Annotated in this window: 22 protein-coding genes, 1 tRNA gene and 1 pseudogene; 12 read left to right on the top strand and 12 right to left on the bottom strand. The window is 42.9% G+C overall.

Annotated elements, in window-relative coordinates; all coding sequences use genetic code 11:
• On the top strand, positions 1–1,551 hold a 1,551-nt coding region (locus V7K48_RS24025), incomplete at its 5' end, for a WD40 repeat domain-containing protein (protein ID WP_335076056.1).
• On the opposite strand, the gene V7K48_RS24020 is transcribed toward V7K48_RS24025, so the two are convergent.
• Complete coding sequence (locus V7K48_RS24020; protein WP_335076054.1) at positions 1,529–1,774, bottom strand: hypothetical protein; 246 nt, start codon at positions 1,772–1,774, stop codon at positions 1,529–1,531. The genes V7K48_RS24025 and V7K48_RS24020 overlap by 23 nt on opposite strands.
• A gap of 63 nt (positions 1,775–1,837) precedes the next feature.
• A complete protein-coding gene (locus tag V7K48_RS24015) occupies positions 1,838–4,189 on the bottom strand; it encodes an amylo-alpha-1,6-glucosidase (protein ID WP_335076052.1) in 2,352 nt (783 codons plus the stop codon).
• Positions 4,190–4,320: 131 nt separating this feature from the next.
• On the opposite strand from V7K48_RS24015, the gene V7K48_RS24010 reads away from it, so the two are divergent.
• The 3 genes and pseudogenes from V7K48_RS24010 to V7K48_RS24000 all read left to right on the top strand — a co-directional run bounded on the left by V7K48_RS24010 (position 4,321) and on the right by V7K48_RS24000 (position 6,352).
• On the top strand, positions 4,321–4,932 hold the full coding sequence (locus V7K48_RS24010; RefSeq protein ID WP_335076050.1) for a peroxiredoxin: 612 nt from the start codon (positions 4,321–4,323) through the stop codon (positions 4,930–4,932).
• A gap of 158 nt (positions 4,933–5,090) precedes the next feature.
• Positions 5,091–5,627: a peroxiredoxin family protein gene (locus V7K48_RS24005; RefSeq protein ID WP_335076048.1), complete on the top strand. Its 537-nt coding sequence runs from the start codon at positions 5,091–5,093 to the stop codon at positions 5,625–5,627.
• Between the two features lie 58 nt (positions 5,628–5,685).
• Positions 5,686–6,352: pseudogene (locus tag V7K48_RS24000) on the top strand (glutathione S-transferase family protein).
• A 357-nt stretch (positions 6,353–6,709) separates the two neighbouring features.
• Here the strand turns inward: V7K48_RS24000 and V7K48_RS23995 are convergent.
• The 4 genes from V7K48_RS23995 to V7K48_RS23980 form a co-directional block, all read right to left on the bottom strand.
• Positions 6,710–7,717: a J domain-containing protein gene (locus tag V7K48_RS23995; protein WP_335076046.1), complete on the bottom strand. Its 1,008-nt coding sequence runs from the start codon at positions 7,715–7,717 to the stop codon at positions 6,710–6,712.
• Between the two features lie 118 nt (positions 7,718–7,835).
• Positions 7,836–8,405: an AAA family ATPase gene (locus V7K48_RS23990; protein WP_335076044.1), complete on the bottom strand. Its 570-nt coding sequence runs from the start codon at positions 8,403–8,405 to the stop codon at positions 7,836–7,838.
• Positions 8,405–8,695, bottom strand: a complete 291-nt coding sequence (locus tag V7K48_RS23985) for a hypothetical protein (protein WP_335076042.1) — start codon at positions 8,693–8,695, stop codon at positions 8,405–8,407. Before V7K48_RS23985 ends, V7K48_RS23990 begins: the two co-directional genes overlap by 1 nt.
• Before the next feature lie 20 nt (positions 8,696–8,715).
• The gene (locus V7K48_RS23980; protein WP_335076040.1) at positions 8,716–10,005 is read right to left on the bottom strand and encodes a glucose-1-phosphate adenylyltransferase; all 1,290 of its coding nucleotides are present in this window, start codon (positions 10,003–10,005) and stop codon (positions 8,716–8,718) included.
• A 51-nt stretch (positions 10,006–10,056) separates the two neighbouring features.
• Between V7K48_RS23980 and V7K48_RS23975 the strand changes: the two genes are divergently transcribed.
• On the top strand, positions 10,057–10,248 hold the full coding sequence (locus tag V7K48_RS23975) for a hypothetical protein (RefSeq protein ID WP_335076038.1): 192 nt from the start codon (positions 10,057–10,059) through the stop codon (positions 10,246–10,248).
• 19 nt (positions 10,249–10,267) lie between these two features.
• On the opposite strand, the gene V7K48_RS23970 is transcribed toward V7K48_RS23975, so the two are convergent.
• The 4 genes from V7K48_RS23970 to V7K48_RS23955 all read right to left on the bottom strand — a co-directional run bounded on the left by V7K48_RS23970 (position 10,268) and on the right by V7K48_RS23955 (position 15,693).
• Positions 10,268–10,567 (bottom strand): hypothetical protein, encoded by a 300-nt coding sequence (locus tag V7K48_RS23970; RefSeq protein ID WP_335076036.1) that lies wholly within the window; start codon positions 10,565–10,567, stop codon positions 10,268–10,270.
• 169 nt (positions 10,568–10,736) lie between these two features.
• Positions 10,737–12,776: a pentapeptide repeat-containing protein gene (locus V7K48_RS23965; protein ID WP_335076034.1), complete on the bottom strand. Its 2,040-nt coding sequence runs from the start codon at positions 12,774–12,776 to the stop codon at positions 10,737–10,739.
• Between the two features lie 20 nt (positions 12,777–12,796).
• Positions 12,797–13,495, bottom strand: a complete 699-nt coding sequence (locus V7K48_RS23960) for a helix-turn-helix domain-containing protein (RefSeq protein ID WP_335076032.1) — start codon at positions 13,493–13,495, stop codon at positions 12,797–12,799.
• A gap of 470 nt (positions 13,496–13,965) precedes the next feature.
• Positions 13,966–15,693 (bottom strand): S8 family peptidase, encoded by a 1,728-nt coding sequence (locus V7K48_RS23955; RefSeq protein WP_335076029.1) that lies wholly within the window; start codon positions 15,691–15,693, stop codon positions 13,966–13,968.
• Between the two features lie 1,177 nt (positions 15,694–16,870).
• Here V7K48_RS23955 and V7K48_RS23950 point away from each other — a divergent pair.
• Together V7K48_RS23950 and V7K48_RS23945 are read left to right on the top strand one after the other, a co-directional pair.
• Positions 16,871–17,455, top strand: coding sequence for a DUF4360 domain-containing protein (locus tag V7K48_RS23950; protein WP_335076027.1), 585 nt, complete (start codon positions 16,871–16,873; stop codon positions 17,453–17,455).
• Positions 17,456–18,089: 634 nt separating this feature from the next.
• Positions 18,090–19,562, top strand: a complete 1,473-nt coding sequence (locus V7K48_RS23945; RefSeq protein ID WP_335076025.1) for a glycoside hydrolase family 13 protein — start codon at positions 18,090–18,092, stop codon at positions 19,560–19,562.
• 110 nt (positions 19,563–19,672) lie between these two features.
• Here the strand turns inward: V7K48_RS23945 and V7K48_RS23940 are convergent, their stop codons facing one another.
• Entirely contained in the window at positions 19,673–20,092 is a 420-nt protein-coding gene (locus tag V7K48_RS23940; protein WP_335076022.1) for a fasciclin domain-containing protein, read from the bottom strand.
• A gap of 165 nt (positions 20,093–20,257) precedes the next feature.
• On the opposite strand from V7K48_RS23940, the gene V7K48_RS23935 reads away from it, so the two are divergent.
• The 4 genes from V7K48_RS23935 to V7K48_RS23920 all read left to right on the top strand — a co-directional run bounded on the left by V7K48_RS23935 (position 20,258) and on the right by V7K48_RS23920 (position 21,708).
• Complete coding sequence (locus tag V7K48_RS23935) at positions 20,258–20,494, top strand: DNA-directed RNA polymerase subunit omega (protein ID WP_229550577.1); 237 nt, start codon at positions 20,258–20,260, stop codon at positions 20,492–20,494.
• A gap of 23 nt (positions 20,495–20,517) precedes the next feature.
• The gene (locus V7K48_RS23930; RefSeq protein ID WP_335076020.1) at positions 20,518–21,177 is read left to right on the top strand and encodes a hypothetical protein; all 660 of its coding nucleotides are present in this window, start codon (positions 20,518–20,520) and stop codon (positions 21,175–21,177) included.
• 42 nt (positions 21,178–21,219) lie between these two features.
• The gene (locus V7K48_RS23925) at positions 21,220–21,585 is read left to right on the top strand and encodes a DUF1818 family protein (RefSeq protein WP_334969054.1); all 366 of its coding nucleotides are present in this window, start codon (positions 21,220–21,222) and stop codon (positions 21,583–21,585) included.
• Between the two features lie 49 nt (positions 21,586–21,634).
• Positions 21,635–21,708 (top strand) — tRNA-Pro (locus V7K48_RS23920).
• Between the two features lie 171 nt (positions 21,709–21,879).
• Here the strand turns inward: V7K48_RS23920 and V7K48_RS23915 are convergent.
• Complete coding sequence (locus V7K48_RS23915; RefSeq protein ID WP_335076018.1) at positions 21,880–22,011, bottom strand: hypothetical protein; 132 nt, start codon at positions 22,009–22,011, stop codon at positions 21,880–21,882.
• Positions 22,012–22,158: 147 nt separating this feature from the next.
• On the opposite strand from V7K48_RS23915, the gene V7K48_RS23910 reads away from it, so the two are divergent.
• On the top strand, positions 22,159–22,953 hold the full coding sequence (locus tag V7K48_RS23910; protein WP_335076016.1) for a TIGR01548 family HAD-type hydrolase: 795 nt from the start codon (positions 22,159–22,161) through the stop codon (positions 22,951–22,953).
• Positions 22,954–23,063 lie beyond the last annotated feature (110 nt).

Here is a 23,063-nt window from a genome sequence, read left to right as displayed (position 1 = left end):
GTCGTCTTCAGCCGGGATGGCAAAACTTTAGCTTCCGCCAGTCATGACAAGACAATCAAATTGTGGAATCTCGAGACGGGCAAAGAAATTACCACCCTGACTGGGCATAGCAATTCGGTCAACAGCGTCGTCTTCAGCCCGGATGGCAAAACTTTGGCTTCTGCCAGTGCTGACAAGACGATCAAATTGTGGAATATCGAGACGGGCAAAGAAATTACCACCCTGACTGGGCATAGCAATTTCGTCAACAGCGTCGTCTTCAGCCCGGATGGCAAAACTTTAGCTTCTGCCAGTGGTGACAAGACGCTCAAATTGTGGAATCTCGAGATAGGCAAAGAAATTACCACCTTGACTGGGCATAGCAATTTCGTCTACAGCGTCGTCTTTAGCCCGGATGGCAAAACTTTAGCTTCCACCAGTCGTGACAAGACGATCAAATTGTGGAATCTCGAGACGGGCAAAGAAATTACCACCCTGACTGGGCATAGCAATTTCGTCTACAGCGTCGTCTTCAGCCCGGATGGCAAAACTTTAGCTTCCGCAAGTTTTGACAAGACGATCAAATTGTGGAATATCGAGACGGGCAAAGAAATTACCACCCTGACTGGGCATAGCGATTTCATCAACAGCATCATCTTCAGCCCGAATGGCAAAACTTTAGCTTCCACCAGTCATGACAAGACGATCAAATTGTGGAATTTCGAGACGGGCAAAGAAATTACCACCCTGACTGGGCATAGCGATTTCGTCAACAGCGTCGTCTTCAGCCCAGATGGCAAAACTTTAGCTTCTGCCAGTGGTGACAAAACGATCAAATTGTGGAATCTTGAGACGGGCAAAGAAATTACCACTTTCAGGGGGCATCGCAATTCGGTCAACAGCGTCGTCTTTAGCCCGGATGGCAAAACTTTAGCTTCCACCAGTCGTGACAAGACGATCAAATTTTGGAATTTCGAGACGGGCAAAGAAATTACCACCCTGACTGGGCATAACGATTGGGTCAACAGCGTCGTCTTCAGCCCGGATGGCAAAACTTTAGCTTCCACCAGTCGTGACAAGACGATCAAATTTTGGAATTTCGAGACGGGCAAAGAAATTACCACTCTCAGGGGGCATAGCAATTCGATCTTCAGCATCGTCTTCAGCCCGGATGGCAAAACTTTAGCTTCCGCAAGTGCTGACAAGACGATCAAATTGTGGAATTTCGACACGCGCAAAGAAATTACCACTCTCAGGGGGTATAGCGATTCGGTCTTCAGCATCGTCTTCAGCCCGGATGGCAAAACTTTAGCTTCCACCAGTCGTGACAAGACGATCAAATTATGGAATTTCGACACGCGCAAAGAAATTACCACTCTCAGGGGGCATAGCGATTTGGTCACCAGGGTCGTCTTCAGCCCGGATGGCAAAACTTTAGCTTCCGCAAGTGCTGACAAGACGATCAAATTGTGGAATCTGAATATTGATGATTTATTAGCAGAGGGTTGCAGTTGGCTAAAGGGTTATTTGGCTAGCCATCCTGATGCAGTTAAGGTGTGTCCAAAGCAGTAGGGAGAGAGGAAGCACTTACCTCGGCTTCTCTACCAGACGCTGCGCGAATGCTCGGCACAAGTCGGCTACGCTCAGTGACCGGGGGGCAGAGGGGCGTAGCTGCGGCAGTTGTGAACTCACGGTGTCCAGATCCCCGACTTGGTAAAAGTTGTCGGGGATCTAGTCTTTGTAGTGATTCTAAGCTTAAATGTAGAGTCAAAAGCGATCGCTTGGTCAAAAACAAATGCGAGTACTCATAGGTCGAAGCAAGCTAGCAAGAGCGTCTCGTAGAGAGCGTCATTAGTAATTATTTTTGTACGTGGCGAATTACTTCAGCAACAGACCAAGCTTGAGCGATCGCTCCTCTGGGTGTGTGAGGTAGATCGCCATCAAAAATCTCAGAAATAGAACCAAGACAAGCGTCAAATAGGAAGTGATCTAGCAGGGGTTGCCAATCAAAAGGCAGCGATTGTTGCGGGTAAAAACGTTGCCAAGCCCGAATAAATGGGCCAATTAGCCAAGCCCAAACAGTGCCTTGATGATAAGCGCGATCACGTTGCTCTTGGTTGCCCTCGTATTTCCCTTTGTATTCGGGATCTCCTGGATCGAGACTGCGAAGACCATAGGGGGTGAGCAAGCTCGTAGTTGCCAAATCTAATATCTGACACCCTTGCTGTTCAGAAAAGCTACAATGATGCAGCGACAACGCCAAAACGGCATTGGGACGAATTTGAAAATTCCGGCGATCGTCCGGCTCAATAGTATCGTACAGATAACCCAGCTGAGGATTCCAGAACTTTTGCAGCGAGGTTTTCACGTGTTGTGCTTGTTGAGCATAACGCTGTGCTTGCTTAGTCAGACGCACTGGCGAGCCATACTCAAGCTGGCTCAATCGTTTTGCCCACTGACTCAGCCAACATAAAGCAGAATACCACAGCGCATTGATTTCCACGGGCTTACCGTAACGGGGAGTGACGGGGTGTGCCCCAATTACCACATCCATCCAGGTGAGGGCTACACCACGAGCATCCCAACTAACAAGCCCATCGATAGCATCAACCTGAATATTGAAATGTGTACCACCGACAAATGCTTTGTAGATTTGCTGTACTACGGGGAATTGCTCTGCCAAAAATTCCCAGTCTTGGGTAGCTTCTAAATAAAGTCCTAAAGTTTCAATCCACCATAACGCTGCATCAATACTGTTATAAATTGGTTCTCCATTGAGATCAGGAAATGCATTAGGAATCAAACCGTGGCGACAATTATGCCCAAAAATCCGTAATACTTCTTTTGCCAGGTCAAAGCGCTGTGGAACTAGTGCCAACCCTGGTAAAGCGATTAATGTGTTGCGTCCCCAGTCATTAAACCAGTGATAACCAGCAATGACCGTGGAACCAGCAATTGAGGCTCGATAGACAATAAAGTGATCGCTTGCTTTGAGTAGTTGTTGCCAGATTGGGGAGTGGGCATGAGGCAGGCACTGCGTTAGACGGGTGTTTGGTCTGGCAGCGTCTTTGACAAGAGAAGCAAGTGGCGTGATTGGGCATTGGGGAGCCAGTGTGTTGCAGAGGTTGCCTCCGTTGTAATCCTTTGAAGAACCCGCAGGGTAGCAACTGGCGTCATTGGGCAGATATTGGGTATTAGGTATTGGGCATTGGTTATTATTCTCCTGCTCTTCTGCTTCTGTGCCCCTCTCTACCCATCCAAAAATTAGTGAGAGCCGTTTTTGCTCTGCCTCTACGGCTTCTGCAAAGGTTTCGGGGGTGAGAACACCTAGCAACGGATTAGGAAAACCTACTTGTGCTTCTAGAGTCACTGTATCTCCTGGTTGGAGTGTGACTATCAAGTAACCAGGGCTGTAGAGGTCTTCTTTGTCGCCTAATCCCCGTTTCGTCTCCTCAGGCAATCCATAATGCCAATACCAAACTGCATCTGGTTGATAATTTCCTTGTGTCCAGCGCAAGTGCCAAGCTATGCCGAAATGCCCAGAATCGATTGCTTGCAGACAGACTTGCTGTTGTCCTAGCAATTGTGAGAACTGTAATTTTGGGCCAGCAGTCTGCTGGTGGTGAAAGTCACGTTCTGCTATCAGCAGTCGCAGCCGTAAAATCGCTGTATCAGTTCCCTCATAACGATACTGGATCAAAATCCGATGGCAAAATTGGGGGTGGGCATTGGGCATGGGGCACTTGTACTGAGCGTTGCCGTTGGCGCAGCCTCTCCAAGAGTTGTATGGGGCATTGCTTATCCCCCCTTGTTCTCCTTGTCCCCCTTGTCCCTTATCCCCAGAGAGCGCCACGTGTTCCCCAGTCCCCACGAACCCATAGGGCATCACCAATTGTCTACTTAACTGCCAGTTATCTTGACCCCAAATCCATTTTGGAACTGGGTCAACATCAAAACAGCGTAACAGTTGGTAGCCTGTTGGCTCAATCTGACCGTTACCCCAAAAATTTGTCCCCAGTGCTACAACATTCCCTAATACTTCCAAGCTAGCTTCTAAGTGCGAAAACAGCAGAGTCCGCTTAGAAGGCGGGTTTGTCGCGGCAAACAGCCAACCATGATAAGTGCGCGTGCGGACATCAGAAACCGTACCACTGGCAAAACTTCCCAAGCCATTGGTAAGCAACCATTCTCTTGTATCTAAATCAAGCATTTGCTACTCAAAATCGTTATGAGTATGATATAGTCGTAACAGATCGTAATTAAACTGTGAGAGCGTGAATGGGTGAATTTTACTTGACCCGAATTCCAACGCTACTAAACGAATAAAGGAGAATTAGGTTAATGTCCCTCACTTACGGAACCGAAGGAAGCCTCCGCGTTGGTCAACAAGCTCCTGATTTCGCAGCAACGGCTGTGGTAGATCAGGAATTTAAGACAATCAAACTTTCCGATTATCGCGGTAAGTATGTCGTCTTGTTTTTCTACCCACTAGACTTTACCTTTGTTTGTCCCACTGAAATCACAGCATTTAGCGATCGCTACGAAGAATTCAATAAAATCAATACGGAAATCCTTGGGGCTTCTGTTGACAGTGAATTCTCCCACCTCGCTTGGATTCAAACAGATCGGAAGTCTGGTGGCGTCGGCGACCTGAATTATCCTCTAGTCTCCGACATCAAGAAAGAGATTAGCGCCGCTTACAACGTGCTTGATCCAGCAGCAGGCATTGCCTTGCGTGGTCTGTTCATCATCGACAAAGATGGTATTATACAACACGCTACCATCAACAACCTAGCTTTTGGTCGCAGCGTTGATGAAACCCTGCGGACATTACAAGCAATTCAGTATGTTCAGTCTCACCCCGACGAAGTTTGCCCAGCTGGTTGGCAACCTGGTGACAAGACAATGAATCCTGACCCGGTGAAGTCTAAAGTCTACTTCTCTGCTGTCTAGATTACGTTTGCTAAAAAACTCCAATTCAGCCTGCTAGAATTGAGAGCAGAATCAATGATAACCACAGATTAACAGAGATACACATTTAACAGTGTCAGCCTCCATGTCTATCTGTGGTTTTCTCATAAAATAGTATTTAAATAATCAGGGTTAAAATTATGCTGACTTCAACTGATTTTAGTGGTTTATTAAATGAGCGATTCTTCCGCAACTTTTTACCAGTTCCAGCAACACATCAACTCAGATTGGGAGTGGGAACACCAGATTTTCAACTGCCAGATATTACCAACGGAACTTTATTAAAATTGTCTGATTATAAAGGCAAGCAACCAGTATTACTCGCCTTTACTCGCATCTTTACTGAAAAGCAATATTGCCCTTTTTGTTTTCCTCACATCAAAGCTTTGAAGGAGAACTACGAGCAATTTAAAAAGCGTGGTATAGAAGTTTTGATGATTACTAGTACCGATGAACGGCAGAGTCAAATAGTTGTGAGGGATTTAGGTTTACAAATGCCGTTGCTAAGTGATCCCAGTTGTCGAGTGTTTCGTAACTATCAAGTAGGACAAGCACTGGGAGCGCCTTTACCAGCACAGTTTGTATTAGATAAAGAAGGAAAACTCCGCTACTGGCATTTATTTTCTTTTCTGGATCACAACGCCAGCGTTAAGACATTGTTAGAACAATTCAATTGAGTATAAGGTGTAATGATTGGTAATGTTCGCCCTACTTATCAAGCTATGAAGTTTTCTGTTGCTGACACTTTACTACATACCTATTTCTCCCAACTCGCGCCGCGTCTGGATTACTCTACTAGAAAAAGAACTTGAGTTTGAATTGGTAGAAATCAAAGTGGATGGAGAGCAGTTTAAACCAGAGTTTTTGGCAATTAACCCTTTCCATCACATTCCAGTGTTGGTAGATGACGGTTTTAATATAGTGGAATCTTTAGCAATTTTGGACTATTTAGAGGCAAAATACCCCATGCCTGCAATGTTGCCTAAAGATGCCAAGGATTTAGCGATCGCCCGCATGGTACAACTGGTAACTGTAAATGAACTTTTGCCAGCAACCACCACATTTTTACCTCAGTTTCTCGGATTGCCTGGAGGAGATCCAGAAAAAATTGAGAAGGCACAGCAAAAAATTGCTACAGTGCTGAAGTTTTTTGAAAATTTATTAGACGATCACCCAAACTCAAGCTAGTCACAACCTGACTCTCGCCGAAGTTGTGGCTGGAACTGTAGTAACGCGGTTGCCGAGAGTAGGCATTTTCTTAGGTGAATATCCAAAACTGAGTGCTTGGTGCGATCGGTTAGTTGCACGTCCAACATGGCAAGCTACTGAGGCTACACCGGAGGTAATAGAAGCGTTTAAGTCCATTGTGGTGGCGAGAATGGCGCAGCAGAATGTAGGTTGAAAGATTAGGATAAATTCATCGCTAGCCAATATAGAGACGCGAAATTAACGCATCTCTACATTTTACTTGTTTTGGCGATCGCAACAAAAATCCCCTAATTTTTATTATTCGTCGTTATCCACATCTTTTTAATCTTTCGCTTCATTGCTATAGAGCCTTGGAATAGAATTCCAAGTCGAATAGTTCAAATCCTCTTAAGAAGACTAAACAAGAATTCTAGTCCACTTAAGTGGACTTGAGCTATTAGCCCAGAACTTAAGTTATGGGCGGGATATGGGTCAGCATAATACTTTGACTGTTACAAAAATGTGGGTAATGACGACGAGATTTTAATTATGGGGATTCTGTTTTTACTTTTTAAAGCCTGACTTGCTGCAAATGGCTGCGGGGATTATAAGTACGTATAGCCCGGATTTTTTCATAATATTCCCGTTCTTGTTGGCTGAGGTCTTTTGGTGGAACGATCGCCACCTTCACCAACTGATCACCGCGTCCACCTTTGGGGAGGGGCCAACCTTTGCCACGTAAACGCAGGGATTGACCAGAACGCACTCCCGCTGGTAGCTTGACATTAACAGGACCATCGGGAGTAGGTACATCAATAGACGCTCCCAGAGTAGCTTCATCTGGTGTGATTGCCACTTCGCACACCAAGTTATCGCCTTCCATTTGGAAGAACGAGTGCGGCTGAAGTTCGACTTTTAAATACAAGTCTCCTCGTTGTTGAGTCATCGGGTTGATTTGACCTTTACCCCGCACACGCAAGCGAGTACCAGGTTTAGCCCCAGATGGGATGCGGACATCAATTGTTTCATTACCTAAACTGAAGCGTTTTTGCACACCATTAAATGCTTCAGCAAAAGTTAGGGCGATCGCAGCTTCACTATCCTGGGTAGTACCCGCACCTGCATCTTGAAACCCAAAATCGTTAAAGCCGCTAAAACCACTTGGCGCACCTGTAGAAGTGCGGTAAGTGTAACTTTGTGAGTAATTTTGTTGCCCACCACGAGGGGTAGCACCACCAAAGCGTCCTAGCAACTCATTGATGAACTCATCAAAATTGCCGTATTGACTGAAGTCAAAGCCACCCATATCAGCACCAACGCCACCGGATGGGAAACCTTCACCAGCTTGTTTCCAATATTGACCGAATTGGTCGTATTTTTTGCGTTTATCTGCATCTGACACTACTTCGTAGGCTTCGCTAACTTCTTTGAAGCGTGCCTCTGCCTGTTTGTTGCCTGGATTAACATCAGGGTGATATTTGCGGGCTAGTTTACGAAAGGCTTGTTTAATTTCCTCCGGACTGGCAGTCTTACTAACTCCCAAAATAGCGTAATAGTCTTTGAAGTCGGTTGCAGCCATCTACCAGCCTCCTATAGAAATTCCCGTTATGTTTTTTTTAAGAGCAGAGATTTGTGGTTTGCCAGGTACAGTGCCAAGCAAAAGAATCTGATTTTAAATTAACAAACAATATAGAAAATCAAGTGTGGTTCTTGCTCACTGAGGGATCGCAATTTCCGTACTCCGATTTTTCTGATAAGCGGATCAGGCTGTCTAGTCCTTCTTCCAGGCTTGGGGGGGCATCCCGGAGTTGACGGTGCATCCGCAAAATAATTTCTTCTGGAACCTGGCGCGATCGCCTTTTATTGCGTGCCAAACACAGCCAAATTGGTGTATCCACCCAAATTCCCGTAATCTGGGTAAAGCCCAGGTTACGGGCTAAAGCAATGACTTCACGACGATGGCGGCACTGGGCATTGGTGGCGTCGAAAATAGCTGTATTATCTGTGGAAATAGCTTGCTGAAATTGCCGCTCAATTTCGCGCCAAATCAGCAGCCACGGCCCCTGAACAGCTTGCAAACCAAACAGTTGCCCCCGGATAGCATCTGTAGAAATCAGCGGCATCTGGGGGCATTCTGTCAGTAATTGTTTTGCCAAAGTTGACTTACCGCTGCCAGGAAGACCAATCAGTAATAAAAGTGAGGAGTGAGAAGTTAGGAGTGAGGAATTAAAAGTGAGGAATGAGAAGTAATCAGAATTTTTAGTCATTAATTCCAAACTCCAAACTCTGTCAATTTTAGATTTTGGTCGCACCTTTGGTGCGCTGACAGCGCAACTTGGATTTTGGTGAAGCAGCGCGGTCTTCTCACATTGGGAGAGGCTAGCGCCTGCCGTAGGATGCCCGTTCGCGGAGCGTCTCGTAGAGAAGGGCTGTAGGGGGTTTCCACGCCACTTGCTTTATGCCGGGGAACCCGTCCACCGCAGTGGCTCCCCATGAGTGACTGCACCAAGCCGAAGGGATTGAAGAAAAAATCTAAAATCCAAAATCCAAAATCCAAAATCGAATGACTCCTAACTATTAAATGATTGTTCCATCAGGAATTACAGCATTTTTCAACACGACGACGATACCACTGCGGATGTAGAAACCTTGACTTTCGCGGTCAGCTTCTTGCACGTTATCTTTATTGATAATTTTGACATCGTGACCGATACTGGCGTTTTTATCGATGATGGCACGGCGAATAATTGAGTCAGTACCAATACCTACGGGAATGTCGCCTTTTTCTACGTTACATTGGCGTTCTACAGAAGCTTGATAAAAATCTGCACCCATAAGTAGAGACTCTTCGATCACACAACCAGATTCAATCCGCGATCGCACTCCTAATACTGAATGTTGAATGCGGCAATTTTTCAAAATACAACCTTCGCCGATAATTGATTCAGTAATCTGGCAATCTAAAAGTTTACTCGGTGGCAAGTAACGAGCACGGGTATAAATTGGCGCTTCTTCATCGTAGAAACTAAAGGGTGGCTGGGGCTGCTGAGTCAAAGCTAAATTGGCGTGATAAAATGCTTCAATTGTTCCAATATCTTCCCAGTAGTCATCAAATAAGTAGGCTTGAACGTTGTAATCTTTAGAGGCATCAGGAATAATTTCTTTGCCGAAATCAGTCCTTTCTAAACCCTCTTTTAACAACTTGAACAAAACCTCTTTTTTAAAGACATAAATCCCCATTGAGGCGATATAAGGCTGTAGCTGGGCTTGTTCTTTTGTTAATCCCAGTACACTTGTATCAACGCGCATTTGGATTAAGGCTTCACCTTTGGGTTTTTCGCTAAAATCGATTACCCTACCAGAATCGTCAATTTTCATCAAGCCAAAATCTGAGGCGCGGCGCTCATCGATGGGGATGACTGAGAGAGTAATATCAGCACCCGTTTCCCTATGGCGCTGGATAAAGTGGCGATAATCCATGCGGTAGAGGTGATCACCAGAGAGGATCAAATATTCGTCTACATTCCATTCTTCCAACAGCCAGAGGTACTGACGCACTGCATCGGCTGTACCTTGGAACCAGTTAGGGTTTTCTAGGGTTTGCTGTGCAGCTAGCACTTCCACAAAGCCTTCGGTGAAGCCACTAAAGTTGTAGGTACGGGCGATATGGCGATTCAGGGAAGCTGAGTTGAATTGTGTCAGTACGTAGATTTTGAATATTTCGGAATTTATGCAGTTACTGACAGGGATATCGATTAGGCGATACTTCCCCGCTACTGGTACTGCTGGTTTAGCGCGTAGTTTCGTTAGGGGGTAAAGCCGAGTACCCGCGCCACCACCAAGGATCATTGATAATACTTTCTTCACAAAATTTCTCCCAACTGCCTTTCAACTCTCATCTTCAGTTTAGGACTGTATGTGGCAGCTGGTAAGGGGAGATCAAATATTCTCAGGGATGAATTTTACGAAATACTACTTGTGATGGATAGTGCTGCTAAAGAAAAAATTAGAACATTTGTATTACTTGGGGTGAAAGTTGGGGTGCGATCGCTATACCTGGTGTCTCAACAGAAATCTCAAAAACTAACTCTAGTCAAGCGGCAACCTTGAGTAAATGACGTTAATTATATCAAACACCCAAACTGCCTATACCCATTCTCTTATTAACCAAACCTAATTGCTGCGATCGCTTCAAATACTTCACCCAAGGTTGCTCTGACAACTGAGAAAGGGCATTTGGTGACAGTGTTGCCGTGAAAATATCTTTGCCACTGGTAACATCACTAACGCCCAAACTTTCTAAAACAGCAGTTGCAGCAGAGTCTAAAATTAGTTCAGTATGGATGAAAACTCCTAAACTCGGTTCTTCTGAATCTTGAACATCATTCAGCGCTGTAGCAAGGGCAGCATCTAGCTTTTGATAATTCATCAGCAATTCCTTGGTAAAAAGAGCGGGCAATTTTTGGCCCATCCTACAACAAATCTATCAAATTTATGAGTTGTCACTGCCTATCTTTGTACAGACTTAATGCACTAATTTCTCCGTCCAATTACAGATTAATTGTTGTTATCTTTGGCTTCTGCGCTTTATTCCGTGCTTAAATGCCCAGTATGTTTGTAAGAGTAGGCAGATAAGTTTTGAAAACTTCAGCTAGTTTACTAGCATCAGTAACAGCAGATGCTATACCTTTAAGGGCATTAAGAGCCATCGAGCAGAGTTTGTTTACCCGTTCTTCTGATGGTTTTTTCCCTTCCTCTGCTATAGTTTCTACAGCTTCTAGGGCTTCTTTCTTTTGATTTTCAGAAAGGGCTGGTTCATCATTGATAGATTTTTGCAAAGTAGTTAAAATCTTTGCTAGCTGATCACTAGTATCAGTACTAATATCCTTAAGTTGCTGAATCGAATTATTAACTTGACTGTTTGCATCTGCCAGTGTCAAGTTAGAGTTTGTGACATCGCCGCCTACGATAAACCTGTTACCGCTAGACATATCGAGATTTCCACCTGCGCTGATGTTTTGATTATTGCTTTCCATAATGTCACCTGCTTGATTCATCATGTATACGCGATTTCCTTCGCCCTTGATAATAACTTCTCGTTTTGTCTCGGCAATTCCAGTAATTAATCCTTGAATAAATTTTTGCTGCGAATCATAGAAAGTTTGTAATCTTTGTATTTCTCCTTCTTTAGCCTGAAGCACGAGTTCGTACTTAGCCTTAATTGCGTTAACTGCTTGATTATAATGACTTGTAATTTCTTCGTGAATAACTGTTTTATTAGTCTCTAAAGAAACACCTACTTTAGCAACAACTACGCCATCACCTTTATTTTCTATACTACGAACAGATAAGCCTAATCCCTCATTATTAATAGCAGTTTGAGTCAGAGAAAATGCAAAAGCCCTCCAGTTAAGCCCATTTTGAAAAATTAAGTCAATAGTATCTCTTACATCTGTAATCCATTTTTCAAATTCGCCTGGTTGAAATTCTCCACTATCTGGTTTTGGCTCTAAAAAGTTTCCATACAAGCTACACTTTAAATAAACACGTTTACAATCAATATCTTGAAAGCGAGTGTTCTTGTTGATATTCCAGTCTTGGATACAGGCATCTGTGAGGAATGCACCAGAAAAATCTGCATCTAATACTTGAGCTTTAACTAAAATTGCTTCTCTCAAATCTGCGCCTTGTAAATTTGCACCTTGTAAATTTGCTTCGGCAAAATCCCCACCACGAGAGTTATTAGTAGTTAACAGTTTTCTGACTTTAGGGTCTTCCAATATACTTCCTTGCAGTCGAGCTAATTCTAAACCAGTAACACCTTTAAAGCTAGTGTGTGTGAGATTTGCTTCCCTAAAATCTGTATGCCTTAAATCTGCGCCATCAAAGCTAGCATTGGTTAAATCTGCTCCATAAAAAGATGTTCCACCTATTGCAGCCCAGAATACAGCTTTTTCCTTTATCCAAGCAAACTTAGGTGAGCCTTTAAGTGCCTGCCGTGCAATGTTTGCACCTGTAAAGATGACTACTATCGTTGCAACTGAATCTAAAATAACTTCGACATTTTCTGTTTTTGTATGAATATTTTTCACTATTACAGGTAAGGCTATAGCTGTTATCCCAGATCCTAAAACAGTTATAAATTCGCCTACCATTCCGTAACATGAAGAAGTGAAAGCCACAGAAAATGCTGTAATAGCAGCGCCAATCCAAGCTGAAGTTATACTTAACCCAAGTAGAACGATCGTCCATCCTATTCCAGAATAATAAGTAGATGGGGCAATACTTAATATTGCCCCAATCACAATAAGTACAGCAATAAAATAACTTGATTCTACCTTATAACCATAAATTATAAGTCTAATCAAGCTAGCAGCATAAATAATTATCTCTATAAAAAGTAAGAGCAAACTTAAAGTGCTTGTATACTTAAGTAAAATTTCTCTAACGAAATCTAAAAAAACTCCTGAGAGTAAAGGCATTATGTTAAGAATAGAAGCTGTAGCAATACCAAAGCTTGCTAATAAAAATTTATAGTAAAATTTATGCCCAGCTTGTACTTTTTGGAAGTGTTTGTTCTTAAGATCATTTTCTCTAAAATTAACACTTGAAATATTTTTACCATCATAGTTTTGCATAAAAAAGCGACTTTAAAAAATTATTTTTTACACATAGGGAAATTAGGAAAGTGTGTGCAGAACGTTTCTTTCATAATATAATCTGAATTCTCATCTACAAAAATAGAGCTAAAATTATCAATAGGTTGTGTGTTCATTAAATCTATTAATTCATAGGGTAAATTTGTCAACAAACTTAAATCGATTAAACTCAAGCCCTTTTCTTGCGCTAACTCCTCAAGACACAGCTTAGTTACAGGCAGCTCCTCTGATTTCAGTGGTTCTAATAAATCTTCAACTTTACAACCTAGAACCTTACAAATTTTATTTAAGGTTTTCTGACATTGAGGTTCATCTATTTTTTGCCTATAGATAGGCTGCTTACTATAAAATTCTACAAGTGATAGGTGAACCTCAGATTTTTGACTTAAATCTTTTAGTGTCATCTGAACAAGAGAATTGGCCCTCTCACGGATTTTAAGTCTGACTGCTTCACGTTTAAATTTAGGGTTTACATTTATAATTTCAATGGGTGATATAGATAGTACTTCAGCAATTTTTCTGATTTCAGCAGCTACTTCTTCAGTAAGCGGTGTTGGAATTTGCGCGGTATCGTATGCTTGAATTTTCTCTAAATCAATACTTGAAAATTGGCTTATTGTCTGTAAAGACTGGCCCTTCTGTGTGGCCAGTTCTGTAATACGAAGAGTAATAGTTGAGATTGATAAGCTGTTAGACATCTAATTTACCTGTTAAATCTGATGGAGAGATGAGAGAGGAATTAACGGGTTTTACCCAAAGCTGAAAATATGCAACGTTTTAGTAAATGGTTGGTTTAAATTGTAAAAGTAATTACTTAAAATTTACCAAATTTTAAGATTTAATTTTTACCGTTGCAACAATTATTAAATTTTTTGTATAGTTATATATTTGAACAAAGAAAGCGCGATATCCAAGATTACTGGGAGCGGATTTAACCTAGATTCCTATGTGATATCTCGTAAACCCGCTCCTAGAGCAACCCTATTGCTGATGACAAGCTATATCGTAATACGCTTGGGTTAAGAAGAATAGTAGGTTGGGTTGAGCGACAGCGAAACCCAACAAAGCCTTGATAATGTTGGGTTTCGTTCCTCAACCCAACCTACACCAGTTTTAGTTTTTAGGCTTAACCCAAGCGTATTGAGCTATATCGCGTCTCTCAGTCTAATTACAGATTAGCTGCATTAATCACTCCATAACCCCATTTGTTATCAAATGTGCCTGCGGGTTTTCCGGGAATAGCACTATTTTTGCGTAGCAAGTCTTTTACAGCAGCCGGATCAAGTTTAGGATCTCGCTGCAATAGCAGTGCCACTAACCCACTAACCAACGGTGTCGCCATACTCGTGCCAGCCTGAACCACAAACTTGGAATTAATCATTGATGAGCGGCCAAAATTTGCATCGGCAGAAAGCGTGGAAACAATCATTGCTCCTGGTGCTGCTACATCCGGTTTCTGTCCATCATTCCGTAGAGGTCCTTCACTACTGAATTCCGAAATAGTATCCAATTCTAAACCCATTTCTCGCACTTGGGCATCAATATCTATGTACGTGGCTTTAGTAGTATAGGCGGCAACTGTAACTGCACTGCTGGCGGCTCCCGGCGAACCAATTTTTACTGCATCCTTCACACTTTTACCTGTAAAAAACACTGAGGAACTGTCATCTAATGTCCACACATCTAAACGTGTGTCAGTTGAAGAAGTGTTGCGAACTCGCAACTGCCAAACACCTCCCATTACTGGCGAGGGGTCAATACCACGTATTTGCACAAAGAAATTATGGTCGCTGTTGGCTTTATCTGGCCCTGGTGTCGCTAATTGCACCCGCGCATCTGGTAACTGGTAATCTTGTGCGGCATTACCAGAAGTAATTATTTTTTGGAAGGGGGTGACAAAACCGTTAGGACTCCGCAGCGATACTTCCAATTCCCTGTCTTTGGAATACCAACCGTTTAACCAAACTATGCCTACTTGATTCAAAGGAACATTAAAGCGCATACCACGAGTGCGTTCACTGGGTATGGTCGCTTGTCCATGAATATTGGCGTTTCCTTCGTTACCCGCAGCACAGCAAACAATTCTTCCAGGGCCAGTTTCGGCGTCAATCACCTTTGATAGGGAATCGCTACCATCATGGGCATCAGCGTGTCCACCCAAGCTGAGATTCACCACTGCTGGGCATCCTAACTCTCTAGCAACTCGGAAAATGTAACGGACACCATCAGCAATATGGGCATCCTGTAAATCTGATCTGACGACAACTAATTCCGCTTCTGGTGCAACACCGCTATAGGTAGCATCAGCACCAGCAGCAATGCCAGCAACGTGAGTACCATGACCACCAGTATCCTGAGAAATTGTCAGTTGCGCTCCCGTAAATTCAGCCCCATAGCCACCCTCTGTCACTCCTGGTCCTGGCAGTGTTTGATCCCAAATGTGTAAAATTCGTCCAGCAAAGGCGGGGTGTTTCGGATCAACGCCACTGTCTATAATCCCGATGATTACGCCTTTACCAGTCAGTCCAGTTTGGTTCTTGAACTCCGGCAGTTTGACTTTTACCAGTGCAGTGTCCATCCTCAAATGAAGTTTGCGTGATGGCTTAATCCGTTGAATAACATCCTCTTCAGATAAAACATCTAAACTCTCTATTGGTAAGAAAGCTGTCCGCACACTCCCAGAGTTCTGATTGACTTCAATATTATATTGTGATAGGTAACTCAAGTCTGCATCCGGATCACAGTAGATAAAAACAACGCTCTTAGTTGGCTTGACCGGGCTTTTATGGGCAATAATACCAAGCGATCGCTTGTGTGTAACTAAAGCTTGCTCTCCTTCATTTTGATAATCTTGAAATGCTAAAAGTAGTCCGGGAGAAAGTTTTTCGTGCCTCATTTTTACCTCAAATTAAATTTATTTTCTGAAAGCAAAATAGTGATTTTAGCAGGATAAGTTGCTCTGTGGCATTCATGCAGACTATGTAGTTTTTTAGCGTTGATTATTTGATGCGACTAACTATAGTTATCTATTTTTTCATAGATAACATCAAATAAGCTTAGGAGGTGAGAAGTTATTCCTAAGACAATTGCTAACTCATAATCGCCTTAATCCGATCCATGCTAGCCAACCTCGATTTTGTAACAATTTAAAAATTTTCAATACAATTTATACAACCCATACGAAATTCAAACGTAATTTTAAACAGCAGAATGTTATAGTAAACACATTCTTGACAGGCTAAGACAAAACTAATTTTGTCAATAGTAGTTACGCTGTAAATTTGCTCAATGCATAGGTATCCAATTCAATATTGTACGGGGTTTTGAAGACAAAATTGAGTGATGCTTTTTCAGATGACGCGTAGGCGTAGCCCACCTTCTCTAGGAGACGCTACGTGTAGCTTGCTTCCACTAAGTGGTACAGCATCGCTAGCCCAAAAATTGTGTTTTCCACCCTCGTTTTCGGCAAATTTTTAAGCACTATTACTTATTGACAAATTGTTTATCATCTTAATCTATCAAGAATGAAGTAAATGTAAGTAGTTGGACAGAATTAATTACACAATGTCATTGCAAATGTAACGTACTCCTAGGTCGAAGCAAGTTATGCAGAGCGTCTCGTTCGCAGAACGAGTAATGGTAATTCATTTCTCAGTTTCTGCCAAAAGGGGGCTGTGTTCAATCACACTCCCTTTTTTTTGGTCATTTCCCATTTAGTCTCAAGCTAAGCGATAATAATTATCATTATTATAATATTACATTTACACATGCTTACTACATAATTCTCAAAAGTCGCGGATGCTTTGAGGCTGACAAGATAATATTTTTAATCTGTAATTTTATTTGATTTGCGTTCTCTCATATCGCTTTTAGTCTAAACTCCAGTAAATTTACATCCCTGATTTATTCAAGAAGTCGGGGATATGGTCAGCAACTTTGGCTTAAGTAAGTATTATTCATTAGCGCTATTTTATGTCTCTAAGAAGAGAAAAATAAGATGCTGGCCGAATGTTTTTCAAAGCTTTGCTTTAACGGTTACGAGTCTATCTGCTTAGTACATTCGTGAGGAAAAAATGAAAATTATCAAGTTTGTGAAAGCATTTTTTGCTGGGGCTGCATTAATTACTGCTTCTGTTGGTTCCGCCTTTGCTCAAACATCTGATGACACAGTTAAAATTTTAGACGCAACCTATAGTGGTCGCGGTTGCCCGACTAATACCGTCACCGTCACGCCTAGCCTTGATTTTCAAATACTAAGCATTCAATTTAACCAATACATAGCTGTAGCTAATAACCAAGCGCAAAGTTATAGAACCTGTAATTTGGTGATTCCGATCAAATTACCCCAAGGCATTCAAGTTTCCTTCTACGATGCGGATTATCGGGGCTATGTTAGTCCGGCAACCACTGGGAAGCTACAAGCAGAGTACTTTTTCTTTGGTCCAGGTCCGGTTTTTACTCGGAATGTGATCGGCGAAAGTGACTATTTCGTTCGAGATAGCTTGGTAACCTACGCTAATATTTGGTCACGCTGTGGTGCGACTGTAAATATGCAGGTGAATACTTCAATGCGCGCCACTGGTATCGGGAAAGCCACCGTTGGCAGCCCTGATCTGGCTCAGGGTTTGGTTTTTCACCTCAGATATCGCTCTTGCTAACTAATAACTAATTTGTAATTTTTGGGCGTTTCACTACACCAATTAGTTGGGTGAAATGTCACTGACTTAAGCTAGATTTAGCTCTCCGACTTCTTGAATAAGTCAGGAATATGGGCAGCAAGTTTGGCTTAAGTAAGTGGTATTCATTAGTAGGGTGCATTATGCCAAAGGCAAACGCACCCTTTCACTTAACTTCTAATATTTACTAGTTCCAGTTAACTTTGTTTTAGGTGATGATGCAGCAATAGCAGAAATTGCCCCTGCTATTCAAGATGTGGCATGATGGTGGCGCTCAAGAGACGTGGAGATGGGAAGACGCAAGGATGCAGTATTTATAGTTTTGGACAAAGTGCGATCTATTGGGCTTTGCCTACGCAGCCATATCTAGCAAAAAAGTGCTTTGCGTCTACGTACTCTCTGACAAACCTAACTGGTCTACGTTCAAACATAAAATACCTTCGCTAAAATGCTCTGACTATAGAAGAGTAGCGCCATACAAACACTCGTCTGCCTCCTCAGCCTGTAAGGATTTCACTAATAACTACTGACAAATGACAGATTTTCTATCATAAGTAAGAGCCATAAAGAAGCTAATATTTGCAACGATCGCTTCTGAAGGTACAAAAAGTTATTCATGCAAATTCAAACACCAGACTGGGTGAAACACGCGGTTTTCTACCAAATCTTCCCAGATCGCTTTGCCAGAAGCAAACAGCCGCGCAAACGGCTGCTGCGTGAAGCCCGTTGGGAAGATTGGGACGCTATGCCAACACTACAAGGTTATAAAGGCGGCGACTTATGGGGCATCATGGAGGGTTTAGACTACATCCAGGATTTGGGGATTAACGCGATTTACTTTACACCGATTTTTCAATCCGCCAGTAATCACCGCTATCATACCCACGATTATTACCAAGTTGACCCGATGCTGGGGGGTAACGAGGCTTTTAAAGAATTGCTCGACGCAGCCCATCAACGGAATATCAAAGTTGTTCTGGATGGGGTGTTTAACCATTCCAGTCGTGGCTTTTTCTTTTTCCATGACATTTTAGAGAATGGCCCCCATTCGCCTTGGGTAAATTGGTTCAAAATAGAAGGCTGGCCTCTTGCACCATACAATGGGGAATTCCCTGCCAACTACGGGGGTTGGGTGGGAAATCGTGCCTTGCCAGAATTTAACCACGATAATCCAGAAGTACGGGAATACATTATGGAAATTGCCGAATATTGGATTAAATTCGGCATTGACGGTTGGCGATTGGATGTACCATTTGAAATAAAAACTCCTGGCTTTTGGCAGGAATTTCGCGATCGCGTTAAGGCAGTCAATCCCGAAGCTTACATTGTGGGCGAAGTATGGGGAGATTCCCGTCAGTGGCTGGATGGGACACAATTTGACGGGGTAATGAATTATCTATTTGCCGGGCCGACAATTGCCTTTGCGGCTGGCGATCGTGTAGTCTTAGAACAAGTCCAAAGCCGCGATTATCAACCCTACCCACCCTTATTTGCTACCGAGTACGCCACAAAAATCCAAGAAGTCCTGCAACTTTACCCTTGGGAAATTCAGCTAACTCAACTCAATTTGCTCGCAAGTCATGATACAGCCCGATTGATGACAATTGCAGGCGGTGATAAAGCTAGCATCGAATTGTCAACTCTACTACTACTTACCTTTCCTGGTGCCCCCAGCATTTACTATGGTGATGAAGTTGGTTTACCTGGTGGTATAGATCCCGACTCACGTCGTAGCTTTCCTTTAGAAGCCAAGTGGGAGCGAGAAATTTTCAATACTCATCGTCAATTAATTGCCCTCCGCCACACTTTCCCAGCATTACGTACAGGTGATTACCAAGTCCTCCATGCTCAAGGACAACTTTATATCTTTGCGCGAACTTTGGGAACAGAGGAATTGATAATTGCCGTCAACGCTGGCACAAGTTCGGCAACAGCAAATGTAGATATCGCCAGTTTGCATACTCAACCCAACAAGCAGTTATATGGTACTGCTGAAGTTGAGTGGAATAGTCAAGGAGAAACTCAGCAGTTGTCATTAACTGTTCCTGGACGCAGTGGCTGCATCCTGGGAGTAGGGAGTACGCAGTAAGCAGTAGGGAGTGGGAAGAAGCACAAGGGCAGAGGGGATAGCAGGTAAAAAGGGGAAAGACTTACTGCAACTTCTCCCTTGCTCCCCTGCCTCTTCTCCATGCCCATGTATTACCTTCCCGCCACCATCGCAGGCATCAACACTGCATCAATAATATGGATCACGCCATTGTCTGCCAGAATATCTGTTTTGAGGACATTGGCGTTATTTACCTTAAATTTGCCGTCGGCAGATTCAATGGCTACAATTGACCCCTCAAGCGTCTCTGCCTCATTAATCTGTACCAAGTCATCAGACCGAACATCCCCACTAGCGATATGATATGCCACAATTTTCTTTAGCTTGGGGATATCTTGTAGTAGCGAATCTAAAGTTCCTTCTGGCAGATTGGCAAAGGCTTCGTCAGTTGGTGCAAATAGTGTGAAAGAACCAGGGCTTTTCAGAATTTCTATGAGATCTGCAGCTTTGGCAGCCTTCACCAGGGTATTGAAATTTCCTGCGTTGACAGCAGTTTCCACAAGGTCAGCCATAAGGGTGTGTGACTTTAGTCAGGTAATATTATTAAGTAACTTAACTTATAAAGTGATTAAAACATTCTCAACCTCTATCAAGAGAGAGGTTGCTAGCGATTAAATACACAGCAGCAGATTTATCAGTACTGTTACACTGGGGAATGACCCCAAGAACCACTGATTATGCTAAAGCGTTCTAAGTTCGAGACAACTCAGTCTCAGATTATGCACCGGGCTGAGGATCTGATTAGTGCAGCCTCAAATCGTTACCGCATTACGGTTCAGGTGGCAAATCGTGCTAAACGTCGGCGTTATGAAGACTTTGAAAGTAACGAAGATGTGATGATGAAGCCAGTATTAAGGGCAATTATCGAAATGTCTGATGAATTGACTCAGCCAGAAATTATTGGCGAACTATAAAAAAAAGCTTTAGAGAAGGTAGGATGAGCAAAAATTTATCGTTCATTCAACCCCTACTCAAGCCCTGGCAGACACTCACTGCCTTAATGGTAGTGGGTGTAATTGTTTCGGCTTCAGGGGTGGGCAAATCAATACATAGAAATTTATTTAGTATCCAACCTGCGATCGCTGCGCCAACGCCTGCTGTAGGATGCCTGAAAGGCTGTGGGGCATACGCTCAGAGAATAACTCCTAGCGATGTTTGGCAGCAAGTATATCAGCAATTGCCAGATTTACCACGGGAAAATAAGTATATCAGCAAAGAAAATGGCAAAGTTGCCGAAAACAACACCCTGGTAACTCGCCTGATTAAATACCACATTTATACCAAAGGGCGGGCCCCAATTTATCGCTTAGATTGGAAGCTGACTTTAGCTGATTACCTGGGTGCGAACGAAATTATATATGATACTACGTATCCAGGAAATGATTCACTACGGGAAAATCCTCTAGAAGGCGATCGCAAAGCCATCACCCATCTCACCCGCAGCCAGCGAGATGCCTTAGTGCAAGTCTTAGTCAATATATTTAATCCTACTACTTCCCAAAATACCCTATCCCCTAACCCCAATACCACACCCAGTCCTAGTGGATCAACTACCCCACAGGCACCGCAACGAGGAGGTGCCGAATTACTCAAGTAATGGCAGAGTTATGATTTGTAAATCAATAACTCCTAACTTTTTATGGAACGCGTTGTCAAAAGCGGATTTGATTGGCGTATTGGCTGGAACCCCGATGCACCTGAGTTTAAAGGTTTAGTCGGTACAGATGATTGGGCAATTGAGTTAACCGAAGCTGAGTTAAATGATTTTTGCCGTCTACTAGCACAGCTAGCAGACACCATGAAGCAACTCGCAACTGAATTGATGGAAGAGGAAAAAATTGCTTGTGAAGCCGAAAGCGATTTATTATGGATGGAGGTAGAAGGCTATCCTCATGCTTACACTGTCCGCTTCATCTTGAATACAGGGCGAAGTGTAGAAGGTAAATGGAATGCTTCTGCTGTTCCAGATTTACTGCAAGCTACTGGGATACTTAAGGTTTTTTAAATTGCCTCTTGATTATCCTCAAGTTTTGCTATATAATATTAATTCTGACCGGGGCGTAGCGCAGCTTGGTAGCGCGCCACTTTGGGGTAGTGGAGGTCGTGGGTTCGAATCCCGCCGCTCCGATTGATGATAAGCCATGCCTGCTAGTCTTTTTAAAAGATTGGCAGGTTTTTCAATCATATCTGCGAGACGATACCAAAATCTTTAGCAGAAAATCATTATAGAATTACATATCATTCAAAGCTTGACTACAAATAATAATTGGAATTGGCATAGACAGTAAGCAAACTATTATTATTTAGCTATTCGTGCATGGTCAAGGAACAGTCGTAAAATCTCAGGGAGATGCCCCTGCTTGCGATCGCTCTCAAGCTTGACTTCTAAGCCTTTTTCTAAAATTAAACCAATTTTCCAAAAAAAGGCCACAGATACAAATTTAGAAACCCAGATTAAATCTAACTTTCTTAATTACGAATTACGAATTTGTATTATGAAACCTTTGCTATTTATGAAAGGATGAATAATAGAGCAAGATGACTAGAATCAGATATAAAACTCTTTTGCTCCCTACCCATGACTCAACAAACTTCTGCAAAAGCAATCGTTGTTTTCGATATTGATGGCGTTGTGCGCGATGTTAGTGGTTCTTATCGCCGAGCGATCGCAGATACTGTAGAATATTTTACTACCCAAGCATATCGTCCAACCCCACTAGATATTGACCAACTAAAGTCCGAAGGCGTATGGAATAACGATTGGGAAGCATCGCAGGAATTAATTTACCGCTACTTTGAAACCCAAGAACAGACCCGCGAGCAACTGCAACTAGATTACAATGCGATCGTTGCTTTTTTTCAATCGCGTTATCGCGGCCCAGACCCCAACAATTTAACGGGGTATATCTGTAATGAACCTTTATTATTACAACCTAGCTATTTAGAGCAACTTACCCAAGCAGGGATTGCTTGGGGATTTTTTAGCGGTGCGACTCGTACTTCCGCCAACTATATCTTAGAAAAACGCCTGGGCTTACAATCTCCTGTGTTGATTGCGATGGAAGATGCGCCAGGTAAACCTGACCCCACTGGACTTTTTGCTACAGTTCGTCAATTAGAAAATGGAATTGAGCAAAAATCAGCGATCGTGTATGTGGGAGATACGGTAGCAGATATGTATACCGTCGAGAAAGCACAGGCTTTGGATTCTTCTCGCAGTTGGATTGGTGTAGGGGTTTTACCGCCCCATGTGCAGGAAACATCAGCGCGTGGTGATGCTTATGCTGAGAAACTGCTAGCAGCAGGAGCAGCGGTAGTTTTAAGTAATGTGCAAGAACTAACTCCAAAGCAGATTCAGCAATTGGTAAGTTGATCTGCTTGATCTGTATTTTACAGCAGTTTGCGATCAAAAAAACCACAAAAATAACTATCGAATAGGCTCAAAAAATAGACCACAATGATTAAACCAATTTAGAGCGTTTT

Source organism: Nostoc sp., assembly GCF_036919615.1.
Classification (GTDB): domain Bacteria; phylum Cyanobacteriota; class Cyanobacteriia; order Cyanobacteriales; family Nostocaceae; genus Nostoc.
Note: the sequence above shows the minus strand (reverse complement) of the source record. Positions and strands in the feature narration are given on the sequence as shown.

Coding starts and splice junctions, on each gene's coding strand:
- V7K48_RS24015 (WP_335076052.1), bottom strand. CDS start 4,189: ATGCTTGATTTAGATACAAGAGAATGGTTGCTTACCAATGGCTTGGGA.
- V7K48_RS24010 (WP_335076050.1), top strand. CDS start 4,321: ATGTCCCTCACTTACGGAACCGAAGGAAGCCTCCGCGTTGGTCAACAA.
- V7K48_RS24005 (WP_335076048.1), top strand. CDS start 5,091: ATGCTGACTTCAACTGATTTTAGTGGTTTATTAAATGAGCGATTCTTC.
- V7K48_RS23995 (WP_335076046.1), bottom strand. CDS start 7,717: ATGGCTGCAACCGACTTCAAAGACTATTACGCTATTTTGGGAGTTAGT.
- V7K48_RS23990 (WP_335076044.1), bottom strand. CDS start 8,405: ATGACTAAAAATTCTGATTACTTCTCATTCCTCACTTTTAATTCCTCA.
- V7K48_RS23970 (WP_335076036.1), bottom strand. CDS start 10,567: ATGAATTATCAAAAGCTAGATGCTGCCCTTGCTACAGCGCTGAATGAT.
- V7K48_RS23965 (WP_335076034.1), bottom strand. CDS start 12,776: ATGCAAAACTATGATGGTAAAAATATTTCAAGTGTTAATTTTAGAGAA.
- V7K48_RS23960 (WP_335076032.1), bottom strand. CDS start 13,495: ATGTCTAACAGCTTATCAATCTCAACTATTACTCTTCGTATTACAGAA.
- V7K48_RS23955 (WP_335076029.1), bottom strand. CDS start 15,693: ATGAGGCACGAAAAACTTTCTCCCGGACTACTTTTAGCATTTCAAGAT.
- V7K48_RS23950 (WP_335076027.1), top strand. CDS start 16,871: ATGAAAATTATCAAGTTTGTGAAAGCATTTTTTGCTGGGGCTGCATTA.
- V7K48_RS23945 (WP_335076025.1), top strand. CDS start 18,090: ATGCAAATTCAAACACCAGACTGGGTGAAACACGCGGTTTTCTACCAA.
- V7K48_RS23940 (WP_335076022.1), bottom strand. CDS start 20,092: ATGGCTGACCTTGTGGAAACTGCTGTCAACGCAGGAAATTTCAATACC.
- V7K48_RS23935 (WP_229550577.1), top strand. CDS start 20,258: ATGCTAAAGCGTTCTAAGTTCGAGACAACTCAGTCTCAGATTATGCAC.
- V7K48_RS23930 (WP_335076020.1), top strand. CDS start 20,518: ATGAGCAAAAATTTATCGTTCATTCAACCCCTACTCAAGCCCTGGCAG.
- V7K48_RS23925 (WP_334969054.1), top strand. CDS start 21,220: ATGGAACGCGTTGTCAAAAGCGGATTTGATTGGCGTATTGGCTGGAAC.
- V7K48_RS23910 (WP_335076016.1), top strand. CDS start 22,159: ATGACTCAACAAACTTCTGCAAAAGCAATCGTTGTTTTCGATATTGAT.